The sequence below is a fragment of the Pseudomonas sp. Je.1.5.c genome (genome assembly GCF_051129895.1).
In the GTDB taxonomy this organism is placed as follows: Bacteria; Pseudomonadota; Gammaproteobacteria; order Pseudomonadales; family Pseudomonadaceae; genus Aquipseudomonas; species Aquipseudomonas urmiensis.
In genome coordinates this window covers 42290-68031 of the sequence record NZ_JBCPSP010000015.1, presented here as the reverse complement: position 1 = coordinate 68031, position 25742 = coordinate 42290, and the positions used below count along the sequence as shown (strand labels likewise).

The following is a 25742-nucleotide window of genomic DNA, read 5'->3' as shown; positions in this document are numbered from 1 at the left end:
CACGTAAAAAGGGCACCCGAAGGTGCCCTTTCGTACATCCCGACAAGCTTAGTTCAGCGCAGGTTTGTCGCTGTTGATCGGGATGCGTTTGGCCTTGGCCTCTTCCGGGACGACGCGCAGCAGATCGACGCTGAGCAGACCGTTGGCCAGACCTGCCGACTTCACTTCGATGTGATCGGCCAGGCGGAACGACAACTTGAAGGCCCGCTGGGCAATGCCCTGATGCAGATAGGTCACTGCGCCTGCGTTGCCTGCGTCGCGCTTGCCTCCGCTTACGGTCAGCACGCCTTTTTCAACCTGCAGGTCGAGGTCGTCTTCCTGGAAGCCAGCTGCGGCAACCACGATGCGATAGTGGTCATCGCCATGTTTTTCCACGTTGTAGGGTGGGTAGCTGCTACCCGCCTCGTTACGCGCCGCGGATTCGAACAGGTCATTGAAACGGTCGAAGCCAACGGAATGGCGGAACAGTGGTGCAAGAGAGAAAGCGGTAGTCATGGTCATAAACTCCTGAGATTCAGCAAGTAAGTCATTACGCGACCCGACTTCGGCATCGCGTACTCAAGAGATAAGGGCCAGGGAAAAGGTTTCAAGTGCAGACTGCAAAATTTTTTCTAGCTCTTTGTGGCAGCGGGCTTGCCCCGCGATAACACCCGCACTCACACAACAGGTTCAATCAGGCGACCGCCTCGCACCGCGCCTCGCGCATATCCACCCCCAGCAGCTGGCTGATCCGCTCACAGTCATCCACCCGCCGCAGCTCAGCAAACATCACCACTGCCTCGGGATAACTGCGGGTCAACATCGCCATCCACTGCTTCATGCGCCCCGGCGCATAGCGCGGCGACAGCTTGGCCTGGGCCTGGCGCCAGAACTCTCGCAGCAGCGGCAGCAACGCTTGCCAATCCAACGGCTGGTAATCGCGCCCATCCCGCGCGGCAGCGATCTGCAGGGCCAAATCTGGCCGCGACACCAGCCCGCGACCGAGCATGATGTCCTCTGCCCCGCTGACCTCACGGCAGCGCCGCCAGTCATCCACCGTCCAGATTTCGCCGTTGGCGAACACCGGCACCTTGACCACATCCTGCACGCGCGCCACCCATTCCCAGTGTGCCGGCGGCTTGTAGCCCTCGACCTTGGTGCGCGCATGCACCACCAGATGCGCAGCGCCACCCTCGGCCAGTGCCGTGGCGCAGTCCAGTGCGCCGTCAGGGCTGTCGAAGCCCAGGCGCATCTTGGCCGTCACCGGTATATGCGCCGGCACCGCCCGCCGCACCTGGCTGACAATCGCATGCAACAGCTCCGGCTCCTTGAGCAGTACCGCCCCACCGCGCGACTTGTTCACGGTCTTGGCCGGGCAGCCGAAGTTCAGGTCGATCACCGGCGCGCCAAGCTCGCAAGCCAGCACGGCATTTTCCGCCAGGCACACCGGATCCGAGCCGAGCAGCTGTAGGCGCATCGGCACGCCCGCCGCCGTGCGCGCGCCCAGGCGCAGCTCCGGGGCGAGCTTGTCGAATTGCGAAGGCGGCAGCAGGCGGTCGCAGACGCGGATGAACTCGGTAACGCACCAGTCGATGCCGCCGACGCGGGTAAGCACGTCGCGCAGAATGTTGTCGACCAGCCCCTCCATCGGGGCCAGGGCAATTTGCATGAAGGGGTCTCGGCGAAAAAGGCGGCAGTCTAGCAAACAATCACAGCAGTTCAGGCACCGATCAGCGCCTGACCGTAACCCTCGATAAATTCCGTCGGCATACGCTTGGGCTTGCCAGTGGACAGTTCGATGCAGACAAAGGTGGTCTGCGCCCGCAGCAAGATTGCACCATCGCGTGGGCGCTTGAGCTGAAAGCGCCGGGTCATGCGCAGGCGCTGGTCCCAGTCGATGATCCAGGTAGCCAGCTGCAGCTCGTCGTCTTCGTAGGCAGCGGCCAGGTAGTCGATTTCGTGGCGAACCACAGCCATGGCCCGGTCCAGGCGGCGGTATTCGGCCAGGTCCAGACCCAGGCGCTGCGAGTGGCGCCAGGCGCAGCGCTCCAGCCAGGTGACGTAGACCGCGTTGTTGGCGTGGCCGAGGCCATCGATGTCGTCGGCACCGACGCGAAGGTCGATGATAAATGGCGATGCCAAATCCCAGCTCATGCCCGCTCCCAATGTCAGTGAACGGGCGGAGTGTAACCCAAGCTCAAGCGCTTTGCCGGGTAGGTTCCTGGGTACGCGCGAGCAAATCCAGCACCGCTTCGCTCAGGCGCGGGTCGGCCAGCACTCGCTGGTGGCCGCCCTCTTCCAGCAGCATCAGGCGGCTGTCGAACCAGGCCTTGTGGATCAGCTGCGCCTCGCCGACCGGGACCAACTGATCGTCAGCCGCGTGCACCACCAGGCCCGGTAGCTCCAGCTGGTAGCCACTGACGTCCAGGCGGGCGATCTGCATGCCGACATCGTGTTCGATCTGGCGAATGAACGCTGCCCTGGCCCGCGCAGGTAGCCCTAAACGCTGAGCAAAGCCGCGCAACACGCCGATTAACTGCGCAGGCGCAGCGATACTCACTGCGGCCTCGGTGCGCAATCCCCATTGCAAGGCCAACATGACACTGGCGCCGCCCATGGAATGGCCAATCACCGCCCGCAATGGTGGTAACTCTGCAGCGGCTTCAAGCAGCGCGCGGGCGAACAGCACCACGTTGGCCTGCTGACCAGGCGACCGGCCATGAGCGGGACCTTCGAGGGAGACCACCGTGTGACCCGCATCGACCAATGCCTCGATCAGCGCCGCAAATTGCGTCGGACGCCCTTCCCAGCCATGCATCATCAACACGGTGGGGCCATTACCCCACCGCAGGGCCGACAGTCCGAAGCGCAAGGTGATCCGTTCAGCACGCGCCAGCAGCGGCAGTTCCCACGGTCTGGGTGGCAGGTTGCGGGGCGTCATGAACGCCCGTCGCATCTTCCCGGCAACATGCTCGGGGGCCAGCCGACCGAGAGTTCCGTTGACGCCGCGAATCCAGCTCAGGGTAGTCATCGCCTTGCTCCAGGGTTGAGGTTGCTCAGATCACCGCCGACTTGGCGGCGCGCAGGATACGGTCGGATAACTCGGTGCCGCTCAAGGCGCGAGCCAGGGCCAAACCACCGACCATCAGGGCCAGGTCGGCAAAGGCTTTATCGATGTCTTCCGGGCAATCGACCATCTGCGCCGTCATCAACTCGATATGCTCGGCCAGCACCTCGCGAAACGCTTCAGGCAGACGCTGCATTTCGCTCAGGGAGTTAGGTAGCGGGCAGGCGTGCTCGTGAGCGTCACGATGCTTGCGCGAAAGGTAGAAAGCCGCGGCCAAGGCGCGACGCCCGGCACCATCCAGTGCTGGATCGACCTGGGCGAGCAAGCCCCGGCGCTCGCCGAGCAATTGGCGAAAAGCCTCCAGCATGAGCTCGTCCTTGCTGTCGAAATGCGCGTAGAACCCTCCCACCGTCAACCCAGCCGCACTCATCACCTGGCTCACACTGGGGTCAGCCGGGCCTTGCTGGATCAGCGCACTGCAGGCCGCGTCGAGAATGCGCTCGCGGGTCTTGCTCTTCTTGTCGCTCATGGGCGGCCTCGCAAATATTATGGTTGAAATATTATCCCTATAATATTTTTAGGCAAGCGAAATCTTCGACCTCTGGTCGGCGCTCAAGAAAAGTGGGATTACAGACAAACAAAAGGCCCATTCAATAATCGAATGAGCCTTTAAAGTCCCGCAAAACGCGGGTAAAAATGGCGTCCCCTAGGGGACTCGAACCCCTGTTACCGCCGTGAAAGGGCGGTGTCCTAGGCCACTAGACGAAGGGGACATGTAACCTTCGTAGAGATTCGCTTTCACGAATCCTGGCAAATTGGTGGAGCTAAGCGGGATCGAACCGCTGACCTCCTGCATGCCATGCAGGCGCTCTCCCAGCTGAGCTATAGCCCCGAAAACAAAAGGCCCATCCAATATGCGAATGAGCCTTTAAAGCCCCGCAAAACGCGGGTAAAAATGGCGTCCCCTAGGGGACTCGAACCCCTGTTACCGCCGTGAAAGGGCGGTGTCCTAGGCCACTAGACGAAGGGGACATTACAACCTTCGTAGAGATCCGTTTTCACGAATCCTGGCAAATTGGTGGAGCTAAGCGGGATCGAACCGCTGACCTCCTGCATGCCATGCAGGCGCTCTCCCAGCTGAGCTATAGCCCCAGATTTCTAGCCTCGCGGCCCAGCGACATCCTGAAACATCGCTTGTGTAAAACTGGCGTCCCCTAGGGGACTCGAACCCCTGTTACCGCCGTGAAAGGGCGGTGTCCTAGGCCACTAGACGAAGGGGACGAACCTTCTACCTTGAAACCCGGCGCTGAATCCGGATTTCATCCCCAGTCGCCTTGGCAGACTGAGAATCGGAATTTGGTGGAGCTAAGCGGGATCGAACCGCTGACCTCCTGCATGCCATGCAGGCGCTCTCCCAGCTGAGCTATAGCCCCACAAATGTCGCTTTGAACTGGAATCGCCGGCTGGGTGCCTGGCGCTTCGTTTCGTTCATCGCTGTGGACGGGGCGCATATTAAGAGCGGATTGCAGAGCTGTCAAACGAATTTTTGAAATTAATCAAAAGTTTTTTCACAGATAACAATCACTTACCGCCCTGCCCCATCGCTGCTGGGGTTTTATCGTGCAGTTGCGGGCCCGCTCCGCGATTGCGATGGTGGATTATCCATTGTAATCGCGGGGCAAGCCCGCTTCCACGCAAATGCTACCGGGTGGTTCAGGCGATGTTCGCCAGCAGCTTTTCCCACTCTTTGTTTTCTTTCTTCGACACGCCGCCGAGCAGATCCAGCGCCTGGCGCAGACGGAAGCGGGTCAGGTCAGGGCCGAGAATTTCCATGGCATCGAGCACCGAGACCGAGCTCGCCTGGCCGGTAATGGCAGCGAACATCAAGGGCATGGCGTCGCGCAACTTCAGCTCCAGGGCTTCGACCACGGCTTGGATGCAACCGGTGATGCGCTCTTTTTCCCACTGGCGCAGGCTTTCGAGTTTCCACAGGATCAGCTGGATGACCTGGCGCACCTGGTCTGCCGAGAGCTTCTTATGCTCGAACAGCTTGGCATCGAGCTTGAGCCCACCTTCGAAGAAGAAACCACCCAGCGGGGCGATCTGGCTGAAGGTTTCGACCCGGCCCTGCACGTGGGGGGCTATCTTCATCATGTAGTCGCTGTTGAAGGCCCATTTCTGCACCCGTGCGGCGAATTCTTCGACGGGCAGATCACGCAGCCACTGGCCGTTGAGCCAGGACAGCTTCTCGATGTCGAAGATCGGCCCACCCAGGGAGATGCGCGACAGATCGAAGTGCTCGACCATTTCCGCCAAGGAGAACTTCTCGCGCTCGTCGGGCATCGACCAGCCCATGCGCCCGAGGTAGTTGAGCATGGCCTCAGGCATGAAGCCCATGCGCTCGTAGAAGGTCACCGAGGTCGGGTTCTTGCGCTTGGACAGCTTGCTCTTGTCCGGGTTACGCAGCAGCGGCATGTAGCACAGCTTGGGCTGCTCCCAGCCAAAGTACTCGTACAGCTTGATCAGCTTGGGCGCCGAGGGCAGCCACTCTTCGCCACGCAACACGTGGGTGATGCCCATCAGGTGGTCATCGACCACGTTGGCCAGGAAGTAGGTCGGCAGGCCGTCGTTCTTCATCAGAACCTGCATGTCCATGCGGTCCCACGGGATCTCGACATCGCCGCGAAGCATGTCCGGCACCACGCAGATGCCTTCGCTCGGCACCTTCATGCGGATCACGTGCGGCTCGCCCGCGGCCAGGCGGCGCTGCACTTCCTCGGCGCTCAGTTTCAGCGCGCGGCCGTCATAACGCGGGGTTTCGCCACGGGCCATTTGCTCGGCGCGCATCTGGTCGAGCTCTTCGGCAGTGCAGAAGCAGTAGAAGGCGTGACCGGCGTCGACCAGCTCCTTGGCGTACTTGGCGTAGATCTCGCCACGCTCGCTCTGCCGGTAAGGGCCGTGCGGGCCGCCGACGTCCGGGCCTTCGTTCCACTCGATACCCAGCCAGCGCAGGGCGTCGAAGATCTGCTGTTCCGACTCACGGGTCGAGCGCAGCTGGTCGGTGTCTTCGATGCGCAGGATGAACTCGCCGCCGTGCTGCTTGGCAAAGCAGTAGTTGAACAGGGCGATGTAGGCGGTGCCGACATGGGGGTCGCCGGTGGGCGATGGCGCGATACGCGTGCGAACGGTGGTCATGGAGAGTCTCGAACGAAAGATGAAACAAAGGCAGGATGTTAGCAGGGAGCAGGCACCTGGCTCCAGCAATGGCGCGATCGTCACGTGTGATCCGACCGCCAGGCGCTGTTGATCGTGCAGGACCGGGCTTGCCCCGCGGTAGCGTCATTGCTGACAGCAGCTACGCCCAGATAGGCGCTATCACGGCACAAATGCGCGCCTACAGGAGCGTGTCGCTTGCCGGTCAGCTGGTAATCAAGCGCTCACGCAGCTGGGTGATTTCGTCGCGCAATTGCGCGGCGGCCTCGAACTCCAGGTCGCGGGCAAGCTGGAACATCTTCTCTTCCAGCTGCTTGATACGCTTGGTGATCTCGCCAGGGGTACGCAGTTCGGCCTCGTAGCGGGCGCTCTCCTCGGCCGCCTTGGCCATGCCTTTGCGCTTCTTGCTGCGCCCACCCGGGATGTTGGCGCCCTCCATGATGTCGGCGACATCCTTGACCACGCCTTTGGGCACGATGCCGTTGGCTTCGTTGAAGGCGATCTGCTTGGCCCGGCGGCGCTCGGTCTCGTCGATGGCACGCTGCATCGAACCGGTCATGTTGTCGGCATACAGGATCGCCTTGCCGTTGAGGTTACGTGCGGCGCGGCCAATGGTCTGGATCAGCGAACGCTCGGAGCGCAGGAAGCCTTCCTTGTCGGCATCGAGGATGGCCACCAGCGACACTTCCGGCATGTCCAGGCCTTCACGCAGCAGGTTGATCCCCACCAGAACATCGAAGGTGCCCAAGCGCAGGTCGCGGATAATCTCGACCCGCTCGACCGTGTCGATATCCGAGTGCAGGTAGCGCACGCGCACGTCGTGATCGGCCAGGTAATCGCTCAAGTCTTCGGCCATGCGCTTGGTCAGGGTGGTTGCCAGCACGCGCTCACCCGCCGCGACCCGCTTGCCGATTTCCGACAGCAGGTCATCGACCTGGGTCAGCGCCGGACGCACCTCGACCAGTGGATCGACCAGGCCAGTCGGGCGCACCACCTGCTCGACTACCCGGCCGGCGTGTTCGGCCTCGTACGGGCCTGGGGTGGCCGAGACGAAGATGGTCTGCGGACTGACCGATTCCCACTCATCGAAACGCATCGGCCGGTTATCCAGCGCCGACGGCAGGCGAAAGCCATATTCCACCAGGGTTTCCTTGCGCGAGCGGTCACCCTTGTACATGGCGCCGACCTGGGGAACGCTGACGTGGGACTCGTCGATCACCAGCAAGGCGTCAGCGGGCAGGTAGTCATACAGGGTCGGCGGCGGCGCGCCGGCCGGACGCCCGGACAGGTAGCGCGAGTAGTTCTCGATGCCGTTGCAGTAGCCCAGCTCAAGGATCATCTCCAGGTCGAAACGGGTGCGCTGCTCCAGACGCTGGGCTTCGACCAGCTTGTTGGCCTTGTGCAGGTACTCAAGGCGCTCCTTGAGCTCCTCCTTGATGCCCTCGACCGCCTCGAGCAGGGTTTCGCGTGGGGTGACGTAGTGGCTCTTGGGGTAGAAGGTGAAACGCGGTAGCTTGCGGATCACCTCGCCGGTCAATGGATCGAAGGCGGCAATGTTCTCCACCTCGTCATCGAACAACTCGATGCGGATCGCCTCCAGGTCAGATTCGGCCGGGAACACGTCGATCACATCGCCACGCACGCGGAAGGTGGCCCGGGCAAAGTCCATTTCGTTGCGGGTGTATTGCAGGTCAGCCAGGCGGCGCAGCAGCGCACGCTGGTCGAGCTTGTCGCCGCGATCGATGTGCAGGACCATTTTCAGGTAGGTCTCGGGGCTACCCAGACCATAGATGCAGGACACGGTGGTAACGATAATCGCGTCACGCCGCTCGAGCAGCGCCTTGGTCGCCGACAGGCGCATCTGCTCGATGTGGTCGTTGATCGAGGCGTCCTTCTCGATGAAGGTATCCGACGACGGTACGTAAGCTTCGGGCTGGTAGTAATCGTAATAGGAGACGAAGTACTCGACTGCGTTATTCGGGAAAAACGCCTTGAACTCGCCATACAACTGGGCGGCCAGGGTCTTGTTCGGCGCCAGCACCAGGGTCGGGCGCTGCACCTGCGCAATGACGTTGGCCACGCTGAAGGTCTTGCCCGAGCCGGTCACACCCAGCAGTGTCTGGTGCGATAGCCCGGCCTCGATGCCCTCGACCATCAGGCGAATGGCCTCGGGCTGGTCGCCGGCCGGCTGGAAACGGGTGACGAGCTGGAACTCGGACATGTCTGACCTCGAGCAACTGTAAATATAGCCAGTAGTCTATACCGAAATGAGCCCTTTCAGGATCGCTTTCAGGTTAGCTGAGTGAGTGTATGTGTCAGTGGACCTGGCAATTCGACCAATGGTTGAAAAAAATTCGGCAAAAACGCCGGAAAAGCTGCGCCAGACTGTCGCAGTGACCGATGGGTATCACTATACTGACTCCCCGTTTGTGCACCGCTTCAGTGCATTCGGCTGGAGCGTGCGCGTCCTATCACACTCCATTCAGAGCCAAGGTAACAATGAGCCTGTTTTCCGCTGTCGAGCTGGCACCCCGCGACCCTATCCTGGGCCTCAACGAAGCTTTCAACACCGACCCACGTACCGACAAGGTCAACCTGGGGGTGGGCGTTTACAGCAATGAGGAAGGCCGTATCCCGCTGCTGCGCGCGGTAATCGAAGCCGAAACCCAGCGTGCCGCCCAGCATGCCTCGCGCGGCTACTTGCCGATCGACGGTATCGCCACCTACGACCAGGCCGTGCAGAAACTGCTATTCGGCGCCGAGTCGCCGCTGCTGGCCGCAGGCCGTGTAGTGACCGTGCAGGCAGTGGGCGGTACCGGTGCTCTGAAGATTGGCGCCGACTTCCTCAAGCGCCTGTCGCCCAACGCCGTCGTCGCCATCAGCGATCCGAGCTGGGAGAACCATCGCGCGCTGTTCGAGACCGCTGGCTTCCCAGTGCAGAACTACCGCTACTACGATGCGCCAAGCCACGACGTCAACCGCGCCGGCATGCTCGAAGACCTGAACAACCTGCCAGCGGGTTCGATCATCGTCCTGCACGCGTGCTGCCATAACCCGACTGGCGTCGACCTGAGCCTGGACGACTGGAAAAACGTCCTGGAAGTGGTCAAGGCCAAAGGTCACGTGCCATTCCTCGACATGGCCTACCAGGGCTTTGGTGATGGCATCGCCGAAGACGCCTTCGCCGTGCGCCTGTTCGCCGAATCCGGCCTGGACTTCTTCGTTTCCAGCTCGTTCTCCAAGTCGTTCTCGCTGTATGGCGAGCGCGTCGGTGCGCTGTCGATCGTCACCGCGTCGAAAGACGAAAGCAGCCGCGTGCTGTCGCAGGTCAAGCGGGTGATTCGCACCACCTACTCCAACCCGCCAACCCACGGCGCGACCATCGTTGCCACCGTGCTGAACAGCCCTGAGCTGCGTCAGATGTGGGAAGCGGAGCTGGGCGAAATGCGCGAGCGCATCCACGGCATGCGCAAGCAGATGGTCGAGTTGCTGAGCCAGTACGGCGCGAAAACCGACTTCAGCTTCGTCGGTCGCCAGCGCGGCATGTTCTCCTACTCGGGCCTGACCGCCGAGCAGGTAGCGCGCCTGAAGGATCAGTTCGGCATCTATGCTTTGGATACTGGCCGCATCTGCGTGGCCGCGCTGAACCAGAGCAATATTCACGTGGTCACCAAGGCCATCGTAGAAGTGCTGTAACTGCTTGATTGTTAAGGGGGAACAGGCTTGACTTCCCCTTTTCAATCAGTAAGATAGCCGCAGATTCCGCGATAGCTCAGTCGGTAGAGCAAATGACTGTTAATCATTGGGTCCCTGGTTCGAGTCCAGGTCGCGGAGCCAAACATTGAAAACCTCCAGATGCGCAAGCACTGGAGGTTTTTTCATTTCTGTCGCGGGCTTGGATTACTTCAGCGGCTCGGTGACGGGCTTGCCTTGATCGACCAGGCTCCACACCAGCAGCTTGGCCGGCAGGCTCGCACTGGCATTGCGCGAAACGCTGTGCACGGTCCCTGGCGCTTCGTACCAGTATTGCCCCGCCTTGTAGGTTTTTTCCTGCTCATCGTTCAGCTTGGACACCACCGCGCCCTCCAACACGTAGGCCATGACTGCGCCCGGATGCTGGTGCGCAGGCGAGGCCTCGCCTGGGGCGTAGCTGACGGTAAGCATCACCGCTTTCTTACCAGGGGCGTTTGTCGGCAGTTGTTCTTGCAGGACCTTGACCTGGTCATGGCGCTCGCCATGAGCCCAGGCGGCAGGTTGCGAGGTGACCAGGCCCATAGCCATGAGCAAGGCGAGCGACGGGTGCGCGGGTTTCATTGGGGCATCTCCTGAGTGGGCAACTGCCTGCAGGTTATGCCTGGGGAGTGCGGCGGCAAATGGCCAATTCAGAGAAAAAACGGGAGGCCGCCAGTGAAACACGTCGATATCAGTCAACACGCCCAATCGGGTAAAACTGGCCGTGGCTCCATACCCCAAGCCACTCTTGGCCATCGATTTCACCCGGCACCGCCAGCTCCACCAACTGATAGAACACATTGCGGTGAATCAGCGCTTCGAGGTTGGTGCGCATGAGAATGTAGGGCGAAGGCTCCTGGGTCGCAGGATCGACCTGCACCCGCAGCGGATGATCGACACCCGCCTCGGCCTGGTCGTCGACGTTGCTGGTAAAGCGCAGCACCTGCTGCTCGCCACTGCCCAGCACCTCCAGTGTCACAGCAACGAACGGTGCGTCATCCACCTGGATGCCCACCTTCTCCACTGGCGTTACCAGGAAGTAGGCGTCGCCATCGCGGCGAATGATGGTGGAGAACAGGCGCACCATGGGTTTGCGGCCGATCGGCGTGCCTTGGTAGTACCAGGTGCCATCACGGGCGATGCGCATGTCGATGTCGCCGCAGAAATCCGGATTCCACAGATGCACCGGCGCCGGTCCTTTCGCCTTGGGGATCTGCGCCAGCAGATCATTGGCCTTGGCGGAATCGGTCATCACCCTCTCCTATCAGCGGCTCATGCCTAACAGACTACGAGCGTACTCGCGCATGGGGGCGGCGAGCAAATCCTGCGGGGCGTTGTCGTGGAACGTCAACAAACCGCCACGGCTCTTGATGCGGGCAGTGTCGACCAGATAGCGAGTGCTGGTCTCGATCAACATCAGCTGGACCACGCCGGTATCCCAACCCAGGCGATCCACTGCCTGCTCGTCATACCATTGATCGCCATTGCCAATGCGGTCATCGGTGCGAGCGAAGCGGGTGTACAACACATAGTGCGCGCCCACCGAGCGCGCCTCGGCAATCGCCTCTTCCAAGCCAAGTGGGCCTTGGGCGCGACGCACCAGCGGGAAGTATTCGACGAAGCTCTTGAAGGCCTCTTCGGCCACCACATTCTGCCCTGGCACTGGGCCCTTGCCGGGTGGCACGAATGCGCCCTGGCCAATGAAGATGAATGAGTCGGGCTGCAAACGAATCGACAGGTTACGCTGGGTATCACTGTGGTCGAGCAACCCCGCATCGCTCATGTGATAACGGACACCTTCGCCCATATCGCTGACATTCATGCAGCCGCCCAACGCCATCAGCGCCAGCAGCAAGACCAGGCTACGCATCTTTCCTCCAGAAACCGGTGACGAAAAACCGGCGAATAGCCGCCAGATGCAGCTTTTGCGCCAGAGTCAGCCGCCGATCACCTTCATCACCGTCACACCCCCGGAAAACGCCATGTCCTGCTTGTCTGCCAGGGCCTTGACCAGCAAGCGCTGCAGCGCCGGCAGCGCTTGATGGCGCGGCTTGTCGAGCAGATCGCCGATGAAATGACGATTGCCCGAGGACAGGCAGCCATGCAGCCAGCCAGTGGAGGACAAGCGCAGGCGCGAGCAGGTACGGCAGAACGGCACGCTCTCGTTGGCGATCACTCCAAAATGGCCCCTGCCCGGGATCTGGTAGCGCAAGGCAGTGGCATCCAGGGCGGCACTGGCCTGCTGGTAGTCATAGGCCTGGCCAATCAGCGCCAGCAGCTGCTCCAGACTGACAAACCGCTGCAAGAAGGCATTGCCGTCGCGCGCCAGGTGCCCCATGCGCATCAACTCGATAAAGCGCAGCTCGTAACCCTGAGCCAGGCAGTATTCGAGCAACGGCAGCACCTGATCCAGATTTTGCCCGCGCATGGGCACCATGTTGACCTTGATGCTCATGCCCGCCGCACGCGCCTGGGCCATGCCATCGAGAACACTGGCCAGATCACCGCCACGGGCAATCTGGCGGAAAGCGCCAGCATCCAGGGTGTCGAGGGAGACGTTCAAGCGGCGGATACCCGCCGCGCGCAGCAGCGGCAACTTGCGCGCAAGCAGCTGACCATTGGTGGTCAGCGAGACATCCTGCAGGCCGAGCCCTGCCAGTGAATCCAGGAAGGCTTCCAGCCTCGGGCTGATCAGCGGTTCACCGCCGGTGATGCGCAGCCGCTCGATGCCTGCCGCCTCGACCAGATAGGCCACGCCTCGGGCCAGTGCCTGGCCGCTAAGCTCATCCTGCGCCGCCACCAGGCGCTTGCCGTCGGGCACGCAATAGGTACAGGCGTAATTGCAGGCAGCCGTAAGACTGACCCGCAGGTTGCGAAAGCGCCTGCCTTGACGATCGACGATCATGGATGACTCCGACATGGAAGAATGGGGCGTGCAAAACCTGACTCATAAATCAGGTTTTTGCAAGCCTCCCTATCGGAGCGCGCCGGACAGATGCCGGCAAAGGCCTTCAGCTGGCCGGTTCTGGGTCGCGCTTACGCTTGTTGCCCATCCGCACACCGATGTCCATCAGGAACTGGAAGAAGCCTTCCTGATCTTCCAGGACATTGCTCCAGAACGGCGAGTGATACAGCGCCACGGCGCCGTGGACCAAGGCCCAGGCGGCGCAGTAATGGAAGTACGGTGGTACGTCTTCAAGCTTGCCTTCGCTGATGCGGCCCTTGATCAGCTGGGTCAGGCGGTCGAAGTTGGACGCGCGGATGCGGTGCAACTCCTCGACCATTTCCGGCACCTGGTTGCCCTTGACCACCTTTTCTTCCAGACGGTCGAACAAACGGTAGCGCTGCGGATCACGCATGCGAAACTCGAAATAGGCACGCGACAGGGCCTCTTTGTCGCGGTCGACATCGGCCGAATGCAACAAGCCGTTCAAATCGCGCTCGTAATCGAGCATCAGGCGCAGGTAGATCTCTGCCTTGGATTTGAAGTGTTTGTAGATCGTGCCTTTGCCGATACCCACGGCGTCGGCGATCATCTCGACGGTGACGCTGTCTTCACCCTGTTCGAGGAACAGCCTGAGGGCGGTATCGAGGATCTCTTGTTCGCGGCGGCGAAACTCACGGACCTTACGAGGTTCTTTCTGCATAGGAAGGACTGGTTGACAATCGAAGCCGATTATTATGCCTAACTTGCAGGAAATTGCACGGATCATCCAACCATGTCTATGTTTCACGATGAGTTCGAGCAGGCCCCGGGCCTGTGCTATCTGAACCATGCTGCCGTGGCGCCGTGGCCTAGACGTAGTGCCGATGCGGTGGCGCGCTTCGCCCGCGACAACGTTTGCCTAGGGGCCAGCGAGTACCCGCAGTGGCTGGCTACCGAGCGGCGCTTGCGCCAGCGCCTGGCGCGGATGATCAATGCCCCAAGCTCAGGCGATATCGCGCTGGTGAAGAATACTTCCGAGGCGCTCTCGCTGGTGGCATTCGGCCTCGACTGGCAGGTGGGCGATCAGGTGGTGATCAGCGACGAAGAGTTCCCTTCCAACCGAATCGTCTGGCAAGCCCTGGCCGATCAGGGCGTGCAGGTGATTCAGGTAAGCCTCGCTGGCGACGAGCCAGAAACGGCGCTGCTGGCCGCTTGCACTGAGCACACCCGCCTGCTGGCGGTCAGCGCGGTACAGTTCGCCAGCGGCTTGCGCCTGGACTTGGCCCGCCTGGGACAGGCCTGCCAGCTACGTGGCGTGCTGTTCTGCGTCGATGCCATCCAGCAGATCGGCGCCCTGCCCTTCGATGTGCAGCATTATCAATGCGACTTTGCCATGGCTGATGGCCATAAATGGATGCTCGGGCCTGAGGGGCTCGGGGTGTTCTACTGCCGCGCGGCGCTGCGACCACGCCTCAAGCTGCACGCCTATGGCTGGCACATGCTGGAACATCTAGGCGATTTCGAGCGTGAACACTGGCAAATTGCCCGCAGCGCACGCCGGTTCGAGTGCGGCAGCCCGAACATGCTCGGTGCCTGTGCGCTGGACGCTAGCCTGTCGCTGCTTGAGGAAGTGGGCATGGACAGCGTTGCACAGCAGCTACAGCGGCGCGTCGAGCAATTGCTCGAGGGGCTTTCGGCTATCCCAGGGGTAATGTTGCTTAGCCCGCGTGAGCCAGAACGCCGGGGCGGCATCGTGACGTTCGCTATTGACGGGCATGACAGTGGCTGGGTTTTCCAGCAGCTGAGCGAGCAACGCGTGATCTGTGCAAAACGCGGCGGCGGTGTGCGCTTATCACCGCACTTCTACACCTCAGAGTGGATCATCGACGAAACACTTCGACATATTCGGCGAATTGCCATGCACTGAATGCGCTATGGATCCCGCACGTATTCCAAATCTGTTTAAAAAACGACCAGCTGTCGCTGGCACTGCGCCAAACCTGACCAATACTTGAAGTGTTGGCGCGGCGCATCCCCCCAAGTGGCGCGCCGATAAAGGTGCTCAGGGACCGCGTACCTTTGTTTTACTCCTAATGGTCTTAACCCGGATTCCCCCCCCAGAACCCGGGTTTTTTTTGGGCTGTTTAAAGGGAGGATGGGCAGGTGCTGCTGTGCAGTGTTTGGTCTGGCCTCATCGCAGGCAAGCCCGCTCCTACAGGGTTAGCGATAACCGCTCGACCCGCGATAACGGCCGCAGGAATCACGCAACCCGGGCTAACGGGAACAACCGCTTGAAGTTGCCCGTGGTCTGCTCAGCCAACTGCTCATAGCTGACACCGCGCAGCGAGGCGATGTACTCAGCCACTTCACGCACGTACTGTGGCAGATTCGGCTTGCCGCGGTGGGGAATCGGCGCCAGATAGGGCGAATCGGTTTCCACCAGCAGACGATCAGCCGGCACCTGGCGAGCCACCTCACGCAGGGCATCGGCATTGCGGAAGGTGACGATGCCGGACAACGAGATGTAGTAACCCAGGTCCAACGCGGCCTTGGCCATCTCCCAGTCTTCGGTGAAGCAGTGCAGCACGCCGGCTTGCGGCAGATTGACCTCGCGCAGCAATGCCAAGGTGTCAGCCCGTGCCGCGCGGGTGTGGACGATCACCGGCTTGCCGGTCTGGCGCGACGCTTCCAGGTGCAGGCGGAAAGACGCCTGCTGCAACTCAGCGGCCTCAGGCTCGTAGTGATAATCCAGGCCAGTTTCGCCGATCGCCACTACGTGCGGGTGCGCCAGCTCCTTGAGCAACCAGTCAAGCGCAGGCGTCTCGCCCGGCGCCAGATCGAGCGGATGGACTCCCACCGAACAATCGACGTCGGCATATTGCTCACTGAGCGCCTTCACTGCCCCAGCGTTATCAGCGCTGACACCAATGCACAGAAAGTGGCCCACGCCGCGCTCACGGGCAGCTTGCAGGGCGGCATCGAGCGAGCCCTGATGGGCGCTGAGGTCAAGACGGTCGAGGTGGCAATGGGAATCTACGAGCATGGGAGCACGACACACAAAAAGAAATCTAAGAAAAATTACCGGGCGCCGGGCAATTGGACCCAATGGGCCAGCAAGGCTTCCAGCAACAGCACACGATTGAGGTTGGCCTTGCCCAGCACCTTCTGGCGCTGTTCAAGGATCCACGCCTGGACCTCCAGGACCTTGCCCTGCCGGCTCTTCTGCGCCAGGTACTGCACCACCTTGCGCATATCAGCCAAGCCTAACCCCTCCTCGTCCTGGGTCAATTGATAACGCAGGATCAACTGCGACCAATCGAAGAACCAGTCGAACAGTTGCAGCAGCGGCACGGTGTTCCACGCCTCGGCCAGCTGGCTGGGGGACTGTTGCTGCTTGAGCAGCTTCTTTACCCCATCAGTGACCAGTGCACGCTGATCGCGTACACCCTGCGCCTGTAGGCTGACCGCCATCAGCGGTGAACCGGCCGCCAGGGTCAGCAGCTCTTCGCGCTCGGTCTCGTCACTGCCGGGCAGAGCGCCGGCCAGCCAGGCCTGGCTCTGGGCCAGGCTTGGTTGCGGGCAGGTGACCTGCTGGCAGCGGCTCTTGATGGTTGGCAACAAGCGACTGGGTTGGTGGCTGACCAGCAGCAACACGGTATCGCCAGAGGGCTCTTCCAGGCTTTTCAGCAAAGCGTTGGAGGCGTTGATATTCATCGCCTCCACCGGCTCGATCAAGATCACCTTGCGCCCGCCCAGCTGCGCCGTTTGCACCACGAACGCCACCAACTCACGGACCTGATCAACCTTGATCGGCTTGTCGGCCTCTTCCGGCTCGAGGATGAAGTTGTCCGGGTGGCTACCGGCCTTGAGCAGCAGGCACGACTTGCACTGGCCACAGGCATCAAGCCCCTGCGGTTGCTGGCACAGCAAACGCGCCATCAGCCGCTCGGCCAGGGCGCGTTTGCCAATACCTTGCGGCCCATGCAGCAGATAGGCATGGGCGTGCTGGCTACGACCGGCCAACTGCTGCCAGATCGACTGCTGCCAGGGGTAGGCCTCAGCCACGGCAACGCTCCAGGATGCCCGGCAGCAAACCGTCGATGGCCCGCTGCACGGCGTCCAGGGACTGGCCAGCATCGACAATGCTGTAACGCTGTGGCTCACCTTTGGCGCGCTCAAGATAGGCCTGACGCACCGCTTCGAAGAACGCTTGGCCCTCTTGCTCGAAGCGGTCCAGGCGACCGCGCGCAGCAGCGCGTGCCAAGCCGACCTCAATCGGCAGATCGAAGACCAGGGTCAGGTCCGGACGTAGCTCGCCCTGAACGAAGTTTTCCAGAATGGCGATGCGCTCCACCGGCAGGCCACGCCCACCGCCTTGGTAGGCGTAGGTGGCATCGGTGAAGCGATCGCACAACACCACCGCGCCGCGCGCCAGGGCCGGCCGGATCACCTGGGCCAGGTGCTGGGCACGGGCAGCGAACATCAGCAGCAGCTCGGTATCAGCCGCCATGCACTCGTCACTGGGCGCCAGCAGTAGCTCGCGGATTTGCTCGGCCACGGGCGTACCACCAGGCTCACGGGTCAGCACCACGTCCAGCCCCTGCTCGCGCAGACGCTGCGCCAGGTATTCGCGGTTGGTGCTCTTGCCCGCGCCTTCGGGGCCTTCCAGGGTAATAAACAAGCCGCTCACGGGCAGTCCTTAATGTTGTTCGTCAGGTACCGGCGCATCGGCTGGCACAGGGTCGGTAGCAGGGGCGTCGGCCTCGGGCGCCGGGTTATCGCCTGGCGCTTGGTTGGCGTCGGCCGGCGCTTCACCGTTCTCAGCAGGCGCCTGGCTTGGCGCCACGCCCCCTTCTGCCCCTGGCTGGGCCTGTGGCGCGGGGCTGGAGCGGTAGTCGGCGCGGCGCTTGAGTTGGTACTCGCGCACTGCGGTGTTGTGATCGTCGAGGTCGTCGGAGAACACATGGCTGCCGTCGCCACGGGCGACGAAGTACAGGCTGGTGCCATTGGACGGATTCAACGCGGCATGGATCGCCTCACGCCCGACCATGGCGATCGGCGTCGGCGGCAGGCCGCTGATGGTGTAGGTGTTGTAGGGCGTCGGCTCACGCAGGTCGGCACGGGTAATCCTGCCGTTGTAACGCTCACCCATGCCGTAGATCACCGTCGGATCGGTCTGCAGCATCATGCCCAGGCGCAGACGGCGCACGAATACCCCGGCGATCTGCCCACGTTCCTGCGGAATGCCGGTTTCCTTTTCCACCAGCGAGGCCATGATCAGCGCCTGGTAAGGGTCGCGGTACGGTAGGTCGCTGACCCGCTCAGCCCACTCTTTGGCCAGCACCTCTTCCAGGCGCATGTAGGCCTGCTGGAGCAATTCGACATCGCTCATGCCGCGCACGAAGCGATAGGTGTCAGGGAAGAAGCGCCCCTCGGGGAACACGCCGGTATGGCCAAGCTTGTCCATCACCTCAGCGTCGGACAACCCTTCGAGGGTGTGCTTGATCTTTTCGTGCTTGGCCACGGCGGCGCGGACCTGGCGGAATGTCCAGCCCTCGACCAGGGTCAGGTTGTACTGCACCACATCACCCCGACGCCAAGCGTCGAACAGCTGTTCCACAGTCATGCCAGGGGTCAGGCGGTATTCACCGGTATGCAGCGGCGTGCCGGCCATATTGAAGCGCCAATACAGGCGCAGCCAGACCGCGTCGTCCAGCAGCCCTTCGCTTTGCATGCGATAGAACATACGGTTGGGCGTGGTGCCGTTGGGTACGTCGAGCATGCGTTCTTGCTCAACGTGCAGCGGCTGCTCCAGGACCGAATGGACCTTCCAGGCCGACCAGCCCAATGCCAGGCCGGCAAGGATAAGGCCCATTTCCAGCAGCAGCAGGAATTTGCGTCTCACGAATCAGGTATCCAGTAGCGTACGGGCAACGGCCTGCAGTTTACGGGTGAGCGGCCCCGGCGGCCAGTCAAGCGTGTGTGCAGGGCACTCACGCACGGGCCAAATTCCATACACGCTGTTGCAAACGAAGACTTCGTCGGCCTGCTCCAGGTCCGCCAGCTCAAGGTCTCGCACCTCAAACGGGATACCCAGCACTGACGCTTGCTGCAGCAACGCTGCGCGCATCACTCCAGCCACGCCGCAACGACTCAGGTCGGCAGTCAGCAAGACGCCATCGCGAACCAGAAACAGATTGCTGTAGACGCCTTCGATCAGCCGCCCTTGGGTATCACGCATCAGCCCTTCGACATGCTCGGCGTCCTGCCATTCGGCACGGGCCAGCACCTGCTCAAGGCGATTGAGATGTTTGAGCCCGGCCAACAGCGGTTGTTCCGCCAGACGCGTCTGGCAGGCGAACAGGCGCACGCCTTGCTCGGCATTGGCGGCGGGATAAGCTGGCAGCGGGCTGCCTTGCACAATGCGTCGGGCCGGTGATCCGGCAGCAGGCGCATAGCCGCGCAGGCTGTCGCCGCGGGTGAGGATAAGCTTGGCCACGCCATCGCCAAGCTGGCTGGCGTAACGCGTCAGTTCATCGCGAATCAGGGGGAAATCGGCTTCGATCGCCAGGCGCTGGCAACCCAACGCCAGGCGTTCGAGATGCAGCTCCAGCAAGCTCGGCCTGCCGGAGTGCACGGCAATGGTCTCGAACAGACCATCGCCGTAGGCCAGCCCACGATTGTGCAGATTCACCGCAGTCGCAGGCTGACCGTCGATCCAGCTGTGCATCAGTCGGCGAACCGGCGGAATACCAGCGAACCGTTGGTTCCACCAAAGCCGAACGAGTTGGACAGCACCACATCGATCGGCATGCTGCGAGCTTGATGCGGCACGAAGTCCAGGTCGCAACCTTCGTCCGGCTCATCCAGGTTGATGGTCGGCGGCGCCATCTGGCTGTTGATCGCCAGGACGCTGAAGATCGCCTCCACCGCACCCGCCGCACCGAGCAAGTGGCCGGTCATCGACTTGGTCGAGCTGACTGCCAGCTTGTAGGCGTGCTCGCCGAATACGCGCTTGATCGCGGCCACTTCAGCGATGTCGCCGGCCGGGGTCGAGGTGCCGTGGGCGTTGATGTAGCTGACCTGCTCAGGCTGGATGCCGGCATCGCGCAAGGCGTTGGCCATGCAGCGGGCAGCGCCTTCACCCGAATCAGGTGGCGAGGTCATGTGGTAGGCGTCACCGCTCATGCCGAAACCAACCAGCTCGGCATAAATGGTCGCACCACGCGCCTTGGCGTGCTCGAGCTCTTCGAGCACCAGCGCACCGGCACCGTCGGAGAGTACGAAGCCATCTCGACCCTTGTCCCATGGACGGCTGGCCCGGGTCGGCTCGTCATTGCGCGTCGACAGCGCACGCGAGGCGCCAAAACCACCCATGCCCAGGCCACAAGCGGCCATCTCGGCACCGCCGGCGATCATCACGTCAGCTTCGCCGTAGGCAATGTTGCGCGCGGCCATACCAATGCAATGGGTGCCGGTGGTACAAGCCGTGGCAATGGCGTAGTTCGGCCCTTGCAGACCCAGATGGATCGACAGGAAGCCGGAAATCATATTGATGATCGAACCTGGCACGAAGAACGGCGAAATGCGCCGCGGGCCCTGCTCGTGCAGGGTCCGACTGGTTTCTTCGATATTGGTCAGACCGCCAATGCCCGAGCCCATGGCCACGCCAATGCGCTCGCGGTTGGCATCGGTGATGTCCAGCCCGGCGTTGCGCACTGCCTGAAAGCCCGCTGCCAAGCCGTACTGAATGAACAGGTCAAGCTTGCGTGCTTCCTTGGCCGACAGGTACTGCTCGACTTCGAAGCCCTTGACCGAGCCGCCAAAACGGGTTGAGTAAGCGGTCAGGTCCGTGTGTTCGATCGGACCGATGCCACTGCGGCCAGCCAGAATGCCCTGCCAGGTGCTCGGTACATCGGTACCCAGTGGCGACAGCATACCCATACCGGTGACCACGACGCGTCTACGCGACACAGTACTCTCCTCATTTTCTAATAACAGAGTCTCTTGCCATTGCATCCAGGACTCGGAATGCAATGGCAACAAACTCTTGATTCACGGTTCTCGCAAAGAAAAAACCGCACGCCGGCAAAGGCAGTGCGGTTTTTCCCGACAAGAAGCGTCGACTACAAACGTCTTAGGCCTTGTGGCTGTTGACGTAGTCGATGGCAGCTTGAACGGTAGTGATCTTCTCGGCTTCTTCGTCAGGGATTTCGGTCTCGAATTCCTCTTCCAGAGCCATCACCAGCTCAACGGTGTCAAGCGAATCGGCACCCAGGTCATCGACGAAGGACTTCTCGTTGGTCACTTCCTCTTCCTTGACGCCCAGTTGCTCGGCGACGATTTTCTTGACGCGTTCTTCGATGGTGCTCATACCTAGTTTTCACTCCTAATGGACATATGTCAGGCAGCTGGCCGGTGACCAAGTTTATAGCAAGACGTTTGCTTTTCAAGCGGAACGCGCCCTGCCATACCCTATTGAATAGTCACCCAACCCTCTGTCCGGAATCTGGTTGCAGCTTTATAACGGATTTTAGGCTCGGAGTATGACTCTTTTTTGAACCAATCCGTCACATTGAGTTGCGGTGTTACATGTACATCCCGCCGTTCACTGGCACGGTAGCGCCAGTGACGTAGGCTGCGCCGTCGGATGCCAGGAAGGCCACCACTTTGGCGATTTCATCAGCCTGACCCAGGCGGCCCAGCGGAATCTGGGTTTGCAGCGCTTCACGCTGCGCTTCGGGCAATTCACGGGTCATGTCGGTATCGATGAAGCCAGGAGTGACCGAGTTGACGGTGATATTGCGCGAACCCACTTCACGCGCCAGGGCGCGGCTGAAGCCTTCCAGGCCTGCCTTGGCGGCGGCGTAGTTTACCTGACCGACGTTACCCATGGCACCCACAACCGAACCGATGCTAATGATACGACCCCAGCGCGCCTTGGTCATGCCACGCAGCACACCCTTGGACAAGCGGTACAGGCTGTTGAGGTTGGTGTCGACCACGTCGAACCACTCGTCGTCTTTCATCCGCAGCATCAGGTTGTCGCGGGTGATGCCGGCGTTGTTGACCAGGATCGCGGTAGCGCCGAATTGCTCCTGAATGGCCGCAAGAACGGCGGTGACCGACTCTTCGCTGGTCACGTTCAGCTCCATGCCGGTACCGGTGATGCCGTGCTCTTTGAGGGTGGCGGCGATGCGCTCTGCGCCCGAGGCCGAGGTCGCGGTACCGATCACGGTCGCGCCCTGGCGGCCCAGTTCGAGGGCGATAGCCTGGCCGATGCCACGGCTCGCGCCGGTGACCAGTGCAACTTTACCTTGCAGGCTCATGCAAGCTTCTCCAAATTCAGGCCAGCGCCGCACGGGTGGCGGCGACGGCGTCAGGGGTATTGAGGTTGTAGGTGGTCACGCCGTCAGCGCAACGCTTGTTCAGGCCAGCCAGGACCTTGCCCGGGCCGCACTCGACCAGGTTGACCGCGCCGTTGGCGGCCAGGGTCTGCACGCACTCGACCCAGCGTACTGGCTTGTACAGCTGCTCGAGCAGGTCGCGCTTGAGCGCATCGAGATCAGCGGCGATGCCAGCGGTAACGTTCTGTACTACCGGGATCTGCGGGGCTTTCCAGTCGATGGCGTTGACGTGCTCGGCGAAACGCTCGGCGGCCGGCTTCATCAGGGCACAGTGCGACGGTACGCTGACCGCCAGTGGCAGGGCGCGCTTGGCACCGGCCTCTTTGCACAGCTCCATGGCACGATCGACCGCAGCCTTGTTGCCGGCAATCACAACCTGGCCCGGCGAGTTGAAGTTCACCGCGCTGACCACTTCATCTTCAGCCGCCTTGGCGCAGATCTCGACTACCACGGCGTCGTCCAGGCCAAGGATCGCGGCCATGGCACCGTGACCGGACGGCACGGCTTCCTGCATCAACTGACCGCGACGCTCGACCAAGCGAACGGCGTCTTTCAGCGACAGGCTGCCAGCGGCGACCAGCGCGCTGTACTCGCCCAGGCTGTGACCTGCGACGAAGGCAGGCTGTGCGCCGCCCTCTGCCAGCCACAAGCGCCACAGGGCGATGGATGCGGTGAGGATCGCCGGCTGGGTCTTGTCGGTTTGATTGAGTTGTTCTTCCGGGCCTTCCTGAACCAGCTTCCACAGGTCGTAACCCAGAGCCTCGGAGGCCTCCTTGAAGGTCTCGATGATCACCGGCTTTTCGGCGCCGAGTTCAGCAAGCATGCCCAGCGACTGGGAACCTTGGCCGGGAAAGACGAATGCGAGGGATGCAGACATTGAACAAGCCCTTATGATCTTGTCGTCGGATAGGGTGCGCCGAGCCTAAGGCTGGACGCGCAATCTGAAAACTTGGATGAAAACGAAAACCAAGCGGTCACATTTAACCACTTCATGGCGATTATGCCTAAGGCAGCAAGTCTTCCAGGCGACCATGCAAGCGCTGCGGCAGGTTTTCCTGGATCTCGATCAGCGCGCGCTGGATTGCACTCTGCAAGCCCTCGACGCCCGCCGAGCCATGGCTTTTGATGACGATACCCTGCAAGCCGAGAAAGCTCGCGCCATTGTGCCGCGCCGGGGCCAAATCGGCCTGCAGACGCTTGAGCAGCGGCAAGGCCATGGCGCCGACAGCTCGGGCGAATACACCACCCTTGAACAGCGCCTCGATGCGCGCACTGATCATGGTCGCCAGGCCTTCGCTGGACTTGAGCAGGATATTGCCGACGAAACCGTCGCACACCACCACGTCAGCCTCCCCCCGGTACAGGCCGTCACCTTCGACGAAACCTATGTAGTTAAGGCCGCGGGCATTCTGCAACAGCGTGGCAGCCAGCTTGACCTGCTGGTTGCCCTTGATGTCTTCGGTGCCAATATTGAGCAACGCCACGCGCGGGCGATGAATGCCCAGCGCCTGGGCCGCGACCGAGCCCATCACCGCGAACTGGAAGAGGTTCTCGGCGCTGCAATCGACGTTAGCGCCCAGGTCGAGCAACTGGCAGAAGCCTGACTGGGTCGGAATTGCCGCCACCATCGCCGGCCGGTCGATGCCCGGCAGGGTCTTGAGCACGAAACGCGACAAGGCCATCAGCGCACCGGTATTGCCGGCACTCACGCAGGCCTGCGCCTTGCCATCACGCACTAATTCGAGGGCGACGCGCATCGACGAGTCAGGCTTACCGCGCAATGCCTGAGAAGGCCGCTCGTCCATGCCCACCACTTCGCTGGCGGCCACGATTTGCAGGCGCGCGCGATCCGCAGCCGAGAGGCCACTGACAAGATCTTCAAGAAGGGAGGGTTGACCGACGAGGGTCAGGTGTAGCGAGGGAGTAGCCGAGAGGCAAGCGATACTTGCCTGGACAATGCTGCGGGGACCGAAGTCCCCGCCCATTGCGTCGATCGCGATGATCTGAGCGGACAAGATTTACTCGTCAGCGCCCTTGTCGATCACTTTGCGACCACGGTATACGCCTTCTGGCGATACGTGGTGGCGCAGGTGTACTTCACCGGTGCTTTTCTCTACCGACAGCGCGTTTTCCGACAGGGCGTCGTGCGAACGGCGCATGTCACGGGCAGAGCGGGATTTTTTGTTCTGCTGAACAGCCATAATTGATTAACTCCTAAACGTTTGGGTCACGCTTTAACTGCGCCAAGACACTGAACGGGTTGGACCGCGTTACCTCGTCCTTGCTCGATTCGGGCTCGTCTGCGCCCGCCGGCTGCTGGCATTCTTCCGGATGATGAGCAGGCACGATGGGCAAGGCGAGCAAAAGCTCTTCCTCGATCAGCGCCTGCAGATCCAAAGGATCTTCGCCCAGTTCCAGCACGTCATAGCCTTTCGGCAACGACTGGGTATTCGCACCCTCCTTCACCACAGCGTAGGAACACTCGCTGTGAATCGGCAGGGTGACCAGCTCAAGACAACGCTGGCAAACCATTTTGACTTCGACGTCGAGCTCACTGTGGATAACCACAGCGTTCTGTTCGTCTCGTTCAAAATCGAACTTCGCCTGCACCGTACCGACATTGTCGGAAAGCGGGTCGCAGAGTCTTTCCAAATCAGCGAGTTGCAGCGAACCTTGGAGGGTTACGCCACGATCGGCTAATTTGCGCGGGTCAACGTGAGGTGGAATCGGGTCATTCAACATAGGCGCAGCATTCTAGGGATGCCCCCCGCCCCTGTCAAAGGAAATTCGGCGGCATCTGACATGTTAGAATCGGATGATCTGCCCAGGAGTCTACCATGCTTCCCCTGTTACTGGCTTCCAGCTCCCCTTACCGGCGCGAACTGCTCGAGCGCCTGCGCCTGCCCTTCACCTGGGCAAGCCCCGATATAGACGAGCAGCGCCTGGATGACGAGCCGGCTGTCGAACTGGTTCGACGCCTGGCCCGACAGAAAGCCGAGGCACTTGCGCACAGCCACCCTGATCATCTGATCATTGGCTCTGACCAGGTTGCCGTGCTGGGCGAACAGATCCTTGGCAAGCCGCACACCTTCGATCGAGCGTGCGAGCAGCTGCTTGCGGCGAGCGGGCAGCACGTTACCTTCCTCACCGGCCTGGCGCTGTACAACAGCCAGACAGGCCAGTGCCAGGTCGACTGCGTGCCATTTACCGTTGCGATGCGTGAACTGGACCGGGGGCGCGTTGAGCGCTACCTGAGGACTGAGCAGCCGTTTGACTGTGCTGGCAGCTTTAAAGCGGAAGGGCTGGGCGTGAGCTTGTTTCAGAGCACCCATGGCTGCGATGCGACCAGCCTGGTCGGCCTGCCACTGATTCGGCTGGTGGATATGCTGCTTAAGGAAGGCGTGCAGATTCCTTGAGA

General features: G+C 61.5%; 27 protein-coding genes and 7 tRNA genes. 4 read left to right on the top strand and 30 right to left on the bottom strand.

The window, feature by feature from the left end; translation table 11 throughout:
• Positions 1-48 precede the first annotated feature (48 nt).
• The 13 genes from AAZU54_RS13520 to uvrB all read right to left on the bottom strand — a co-directional run bounded on the left by AAZU54_RS13520 (position 49) and on the right by uvrB (position 8480).
• Positions 49-495, bottom strand: a complete 447-nt coding sequence (locus AAZU54_RS13520) for an Hsp20 family protein (RefSeq protein ID WP_186557675.1) — start codon at positions 493-495, stop codon at positions 49-51.
• Positions 496-673: 178 nt separating this feature from the next.
• Complete coding sequence (locus AAZU54_RS13515; RefSeq protein WP_428624656.1) at positions 674-1648, bottom strand: tRNA dihydrouridine synthase; 975 nt, start codon at positions 1646-1648, stop codon at positions 674-676.
• Between the two features lie 50 nt (positions 1649-1698).
• On the bottom strand, positions 1699-2133 hold the full coding sequence (locus tag AAZU54_RS13510) for an acyl-CoA thioesterase (protein ID WP_186557673.1): 435 nt from the start codon (positions 2131-2133) through the stop codon (positions 1699-1701).
• A 43-nt stretch (positions 2134-2176) separates the two neighbouring features.
• Positions 2177-3010, bottom strand: a complete 834-nt coding sequence (locus tag AAZU54_RS13505) for an alpha/beta fold hydrolase (RefSeq protein ID WP_186557672.1) — start codon at positions 3008-3010, stop codon at positions 2177-2179.
• A 25-nt stretch (positions 3011-3035) separates the two neighbouring features.
• Positions 3036-3575 (bottom strand): TetR/AcrR family transcriptional regulator, encoded by a 540-nt coding sequence (locus tag AAZU54_RS13500; protein ID WP_186557671.1) that lies wholly within the window; start codon positions 3573-3575, stop codon positions 3036-3038.
• Positions 3576-3743: 168 nt separating this feature from the next.
• Positions 3744-3819, bottom strand: a tRNA-Glu gene (locus tag AAZU54_RS13495).
• 43 nt (positions 3820-3862) lie between these two features.
• Positions 3863-3938, bottom strand: a tRNA-Ala gene (locus tag AAZU54_RS13490).
• 64 nt (positions 3939-4002) lie between these two features.
• Positions 4003-4078, bottom strand: a tRNA-Glu gene (locus AAZU54_RS13485).
• A gap of 44 nt (positions 4079-4122) precedes the next feature.
• Positions 4123-4198, bottom strand: a tRNA-Ala gene (locus tag AAZU54_RS13480).
• A gap of 53 nt (positions 4199-4251) precedes the next feature.
• Positions 4252-4327 (bottom strand) — tRNA-Glu (locus AAZU54_RS13475).
• 76 nt (positions 4328-4403) lie between these two features.
• Positions 4404-4479 (bottom strand) — tRNA-Ala (locus AAZU54_RS13470).
• Positions 4480-4759: 280 nt separating this feature from the next.
• Positions 4760-6241, bottom strand: a complete 1482-nt coding sequence (gene gltX, locus AAZU54_RS13465) for a glutamate--tRNA ligase (RefSeq protein WP_186556852.1) — start codon at positions 6239-6241, stop codon at positions 4760-4762.
• 223 nt (positions 6242-6464) lie between these two features.
• Positions 6465-8480, bottom strand: coding sequence for an excinuclease ABC subunit UvrB (gene uvrB, locus AAZU54_RS13460; RefSeq protein WP_186556854.1), 2016 nt, complete (start codon positions 8478-8480; stop codon positions 6465-6467).
• A 278-nt stretch (positions 8481-8758) separates the two neighbouring features.
• Here uvrB and AAZU54_RS13455 point away from each other — a divergent pair, with 278 nt between their 5' ends.
• Together AAZU54_RS13455 and AAZU54_RS13450 are read left to right on the top strand one after the other, a co-directional pair.
• Positions 8759-9955: an amino acid aminotransferase gene (locus tag AAZU54_RS13455; RefSeq protein ID WP_186556855.1), complete on the top strand. Its 1197-nt coding sequence runs from the start codon at positions 8759-8761 to the stop codon at positions 9953-9955.
• Positions 9956-10020: 65 nt separating this feature from the next.
• Positions 10021-10096 (top strand) — tRNA-Asn (locus AAZU54_RS13450).
• 63 nt (positions 10097-10159) lie between these two features.
• Here AAZU54_RS13450 and AAZU54_RS13445 read toward each other — a convergent pair.
• The 5 genes from AAZU54_RS13445 to AAZU54_RS13425 all read right to left on the bottom strand — a co-directional run bounded on the left by AAZU54_RS13445 (position 10160) and on the right by AAZU54_RS13425 (position 13638).
• A complete protein-coding gene (locus AAZU54_RS13445) occupies positions 10160-10573 on the bottom strand; it encodes a cupin domain-containing protein (protein WP_434727270.1) in 414 nt (137 codons plus the stop codon).
• A gap of 109 nt (positions 10574-10682) precedes the next feature.
• Positions 10683-11243, bottom strand: a complete 561-nt coding sequence (locus AAZU54_RS13440; RefSeq protein WP_186556858.1) for a DUF1285 domain-containing protein — start codon at positions 11241-11243, stop codon at positions 10683-10685.
• A 12-nt stretch (positions 11244-11255) separates the two neighbouring features.
• Entirely contained in the window at positions 11256-11861 is a 606-nt protein-coding gene (locus AAZU54_RS13435) for a DUF4823 domain-containing protein (RefSeq protein ID WP_186556859.1), read from the bottom strand.
• Between the two features lie 66 nt (positions 11862-11927).
• Positions 11928-12896 carry a GTP 3',8-cyclase MoaA gene (locus AAZU54_RS13430; protein ID WP_428630296.1) on the bottom strand — a complete coding sequence of 323 codons (969 nt, stop codon included), beginning with the start codon at positions 12894-12896 and terminating at the stop codon, positions 11928-11930.
• 106 nt (positions 12897-13002) lie between these two features.
• Positions 13003-13638: a TetR/AcrR family transcriptional regulator gene (locus AAZU54_RS13425; protein WP_186556865.1), complete on the bottom strand. Its 636-nt coding sequence runs from the start codon at positions 13636-13638 to the stop codon at positions 13003-13005.
• A 72-nt stretch (positions 13639-13710) separates the two neighbouring features.
• Here AAZU54_RS13425 and AAZU54_RS13420 point away from each other — a divergent pair, with 72 nt between their 5' ends.
• Entirely contained in the window at positions 13711-14844 is a 1134-nt protein-coding gene (locus AAZU54_RS13420; protein ID WP_405128831.1) for an aminotransferase class V-fold PLP-dependent enzyme, read from the top strand.
• Between the two features lie 333 nt (positions 14845-15177).
• Here the strand turns inward: AAZU54_RS13420 and AAZU54_RS13415 are convergent, their stop codons facing one another.
• From AAZU54_RS13415 to AAZU54_RS13360, 12 genes are all read right to left on the bottom strand, one after another.
• Positions 15178-15960, bottom strand: a complete 783-nt coding sequence (locus AAZU54_RS13415) for a TatD family hydrolase (protein WP_405128832.1) — start codon at positions 15958-15960, stop codon at positions 15178-15180.
• 35 nt (positions 15961-15995) lie between these two features.
• A complete protein-coding gene (locus tag AAZU54_RS13410; RefSeq protein ID WP_186556871.1) occupies positions 15996-16982 on the bottom strand; it encodes a DNA polymerase III subunit delta' in 987 nt (328 codons plus the stop codon).
• Positions 16975-17607, bottom strand: a complete 633-nt coding sequence (gene tmk, locus AAZU54_RS13405; RefSeq protein WP_368972583.1) for a dTMP kinase — start codon at positions 17605-17607, stop codon at positions 16975-16977. Before tmk ends, AAZU54_RS13410 begins: the two co-directional genes overlap by 8 nt.
• Before the next feature lie 9 nt (positions 17608-17616).
• Positions 17617-18822 carry an endolytic transglycosylase MltG gene (gene mltG, locus AAZU54_RS13400; protein WP_405128839.1) on the bottom strand — a complete coding sequence of 402 codons (1206 nt, stop codon included), beginning with the start codon at positions 18820-18822 and terminating at the stop codon, positions 17617-17619.
• A 3-nt stretch (positions 18823-18825) separates the two neighbouring features.
• Positions 18826-19647: an aminodeoxychorismate lyase gene (pabC, locus tag AAZU54_RS13395; protein ID WP_186556905.1), complete on the bottom strand. Its 822-nt coding sequence runs from the start codon at positions 19645-19647 to the stop codon at positions 18826-18828.
• Positions 19647-20891: a beta-ketoacyl-ACP synthase II gene (fabF, locus tag AAZU54_RS13390; RefSeq protein ID WP_186556907.1), complete on the bottom strand. Its 1245-nt coding sequence runs from the start codon at positions 20889-20891 to the stop codon at positions 19647-19649. The genes pabC and fabF overlap by 1 nt, the downstream gene beginning before the upstream one ends.
• Before the next feature lie 163 nt (positions 20892-21054).
• Complete coding sequence (acpP, locus tag AAZU54_RS13385; RefSeq protein ID WP_008096410.1) at positions 21055-21291, bottom strand: acyl carrier protein; 237 nt, start codon at positions 21289-21291, stop codon at positions 21055-21057.
• 214 nt (positions 21292-21505) lie between these two features.
• Positions 21506-22246 carry a 3-oxoacyl-ACP reductase FabG gene (gene fabG, locus AAZU54_RS13380; protein WP_186556909.1) on the bottom strand — a complete coding sequence of 247 codons (741 nt, stop codon included), beginning with the start codon at positions 22244-22246 and terminating at the stop codon, positions 21506-21508.
• A gap of 16 nt (positions 22247-22262) precedes the next feature.
• The gene (gene fabD / locus AAZU54_RS13375) at positions 22263-23201 is read right to left on the bottom strand and encodes an ACP S-malonyltransferase (protein ID WP_186556911.1); all 939 of its coding nucleotides are present in this window, start codon (positions 23199-23201) and stop codon (positions 22263-22265) included.
• Between the two features lie 127 nt (positions 23202-23328).
• Entirely contained in the window at positions 23329-24339 is a 1011-nt protein-coding gene (gene plsX / locus AAZU54_RS13370; RefSeq protein ID WP_186556913.1) for a phosphate acyltransferase PlsX, read from the bottom strand.
• A gap of 3 nt (positions 24340-24342) precedes the next feature.
• Positions 24343-24525, bottom strand: a complete 183-nt coding sequence (rpmF, locus tag AAZU54_RS13365; protein WP_008096416.1) for a 50S ribosomal protein L32 — start codon at positions 24523-24525, stop codon at positions 24343-24345.
• Between the two features lie 13 nt (positions 24526-24538).
• Positions 24539-25066, bottom strand: a complete 528-nt coding sequence (locus AAZU54_RS13360; protein ID WP_186556915.1) for a YceD family protein — start codon at positions 25064-25066, stop codon at positions 24539-24541.
• Positions 25067-25161: 95 nt separating this feature from the next.
• Between AAZU54_RS13360 and AAZU54_RS13355 the strand changes: the two genes are divergently transcribed.
• Positions 25162-25740 (top strand): Maf family protein, encoded by a 579-nt coding sequence (locus AAZU54_RS13355; RefSeq protein WP_405128840.1) that lies wholly within the window; start codon positions 25162-25164, stop codon positions 25738-25740.
• The last annotated feature ends 2 nt before the right edge of the window (positions 25741-25742 follow it).

What these genes read in the sequence shown, in the direction of transcription:
- AAZU54_RS13520 (WP_186557675.1), bottom strand. Translation starts at nt 495, where the DNA reads ATGACTACCGCTTTCTCTCTTGCACCACTGTTCCGCCATTCCGTTGGC.
- AAZU54_RS13515 (WP_428624656.1), bottom strand. Translation starts at nt 1,648, where the DNA reads ATGCAAATTGCCCTGGCCCCGATGGAGGGGCTGGTCGACAACATTCTG.
- AAZU54_RS13510 (WP_186557673.1), bottom strand. Translation starts at nt 2,133, where the DNA reads ATGAGCTGGGATTTGGCATCGCCATTTATCATCGACCTTCGCGTCGGT.
- AAZU54_RS13505 (WP_186557672.1), bottom strand. Translation starts at nt 3,010, where the DNA reads ATGACTACCCTGAGCTGGATTCGCGGCGTCAACGGAACTCTCGGTCGG.
- AAZU54_RS13500 (WP_186557671.1), bottom strand. Translation starts at nt 3,575, where the DNA reads ATGAGCGACAAGAAGAGCAAGACCCGCGAGCGCATTCTCGACGCGGCC.
- gltX (WP_186556852.1), bottom strand. Translation starts at nt 6,241, where the DNA reads ATGACCACCGTTCGCACGCGTATCGCGCCATCGCCCACCGGCGACCCC.
- uvrB (WP_186556854.1), bottom strand. Translation starts at nt 8,480, where the DNA reads ATGTCCGAGTTCCAGCTCGTCACCCGTTTCCAGCCGGCCGGCGACCAG.
- AAZU54_RS13455 (WP_186556855.1), top strand. Translation starts at nt 8,759, where the DNA reads ATGAGCCTGTTTTCCGCTGTCGAGCTGGCACCCCGCGACCCTATCCTG.
- AAZU54_RS13445 (WP_434727270.1), bottom strand. Translation starts at nt 10,573, where the DNA reads ATGAAACCCGCGCACCCGTCGCTCGCCTTGCTCATGGCTATGGGCCTG.
- AAZU54_RS13440 (WP_186556858.1), bottom strand. Translation starts at nt 11,243, where the DNA reads ATGACCGATTCCGCCAAGGCCAATGATCTGCTGGCGCAGATCCCCAAG.
- AAZU54_RS13435 (WP_186556859.1), bottom strand. Translation starts at nt 11,861, where the DNA reads ATGCGTAGCCTGGTCTTGCTGCTGGCGCTGATGGCGTTGGGCGGCTGC.
- AAZU54_RS13430 (WP_428630296.1), bottom strand. Translation starts at nt 12,896, where the DNA reads ATGATCGTCGATCGTCAAGGCAGGCGCTTTCGCAACCTGCGGGTCAGT.
- AAZU54_RS13425 (WP_186556865.1), bottom strand. Translation starts at nt 13,638, where the DNA reads ATGCAGAAAGAACCTCGTAAGGTCCGTGAGTTTCGCCGCCGCGAACAA.
- AAZU54_RS13420 (WP_405128831.1), top strand. Translation starts at nt 13,711, where the DNA reads ATGTCTATGTTTCACGATGAGTTCGAGCAGGCCCCGGGCCTGTGCTAT.
- AAZU54_RS13415 (WP_405128832.1), bottom strand. Translation starts at nt 15,960, where the DNA reads ATGCTCGTAGATTCCCATTGCCACCTCGACCGTCTTGACCTCAGCGCC.
- pabC (WP_186556905.1), bottom strand. Translation starts at nt 19,647, where the DNA reads ATGCACAGCTGGATCGACGGTCAGCCTGCGACTGCGGTGAATCTGCAC.
- acpP (WP_008096410.1), bottom strand. Translation starts at nt 21,291, where the DNA reads ATGAGCACCATCGAAGAACGCGTCAAGAAAATCGTCGCCGAGCAACTG.
- fabG (WP_186556909.1), bottom strand. Translation starts at nt 22,246, where the DNA reads ATGAGCCTGCAAGGTAAAGTTGCACTGGTCACCGGCGCGAGCCGTGGC.
- fabD (WP_186556911.1), bottom strand. Translation starts at nt 23,201, where the DNA reads ATGTCTGCATCCCTCGCATTCGTCTTTCCCGGCCAAGGTTCCCAGTCG.
- rpmF (WP_008096416.1), bottom strand. Translation starts at nt 24,525, where the DNA reads ATGGCTGTTCAGCAGAACAAAAAATCCCGCTCTGCCCGTGACATGCGC.
- AAZU54_RS13360 (WP_186556915.1), bottom strand. Translation starts at nt 25,066, where the DNA reads ATGTTGAATGACCCGATTCCACCTCACGTTGACCCGCGCAAATTAGCC.
- AAZU54_RS13355 (WP_405128840.1), top strand. Translation starts at nt 25,162, where the DNA reads ATGCTTCCCCTGTTACTGGCTTCCAGCTCCCCTTACCGGCGCGAACTG.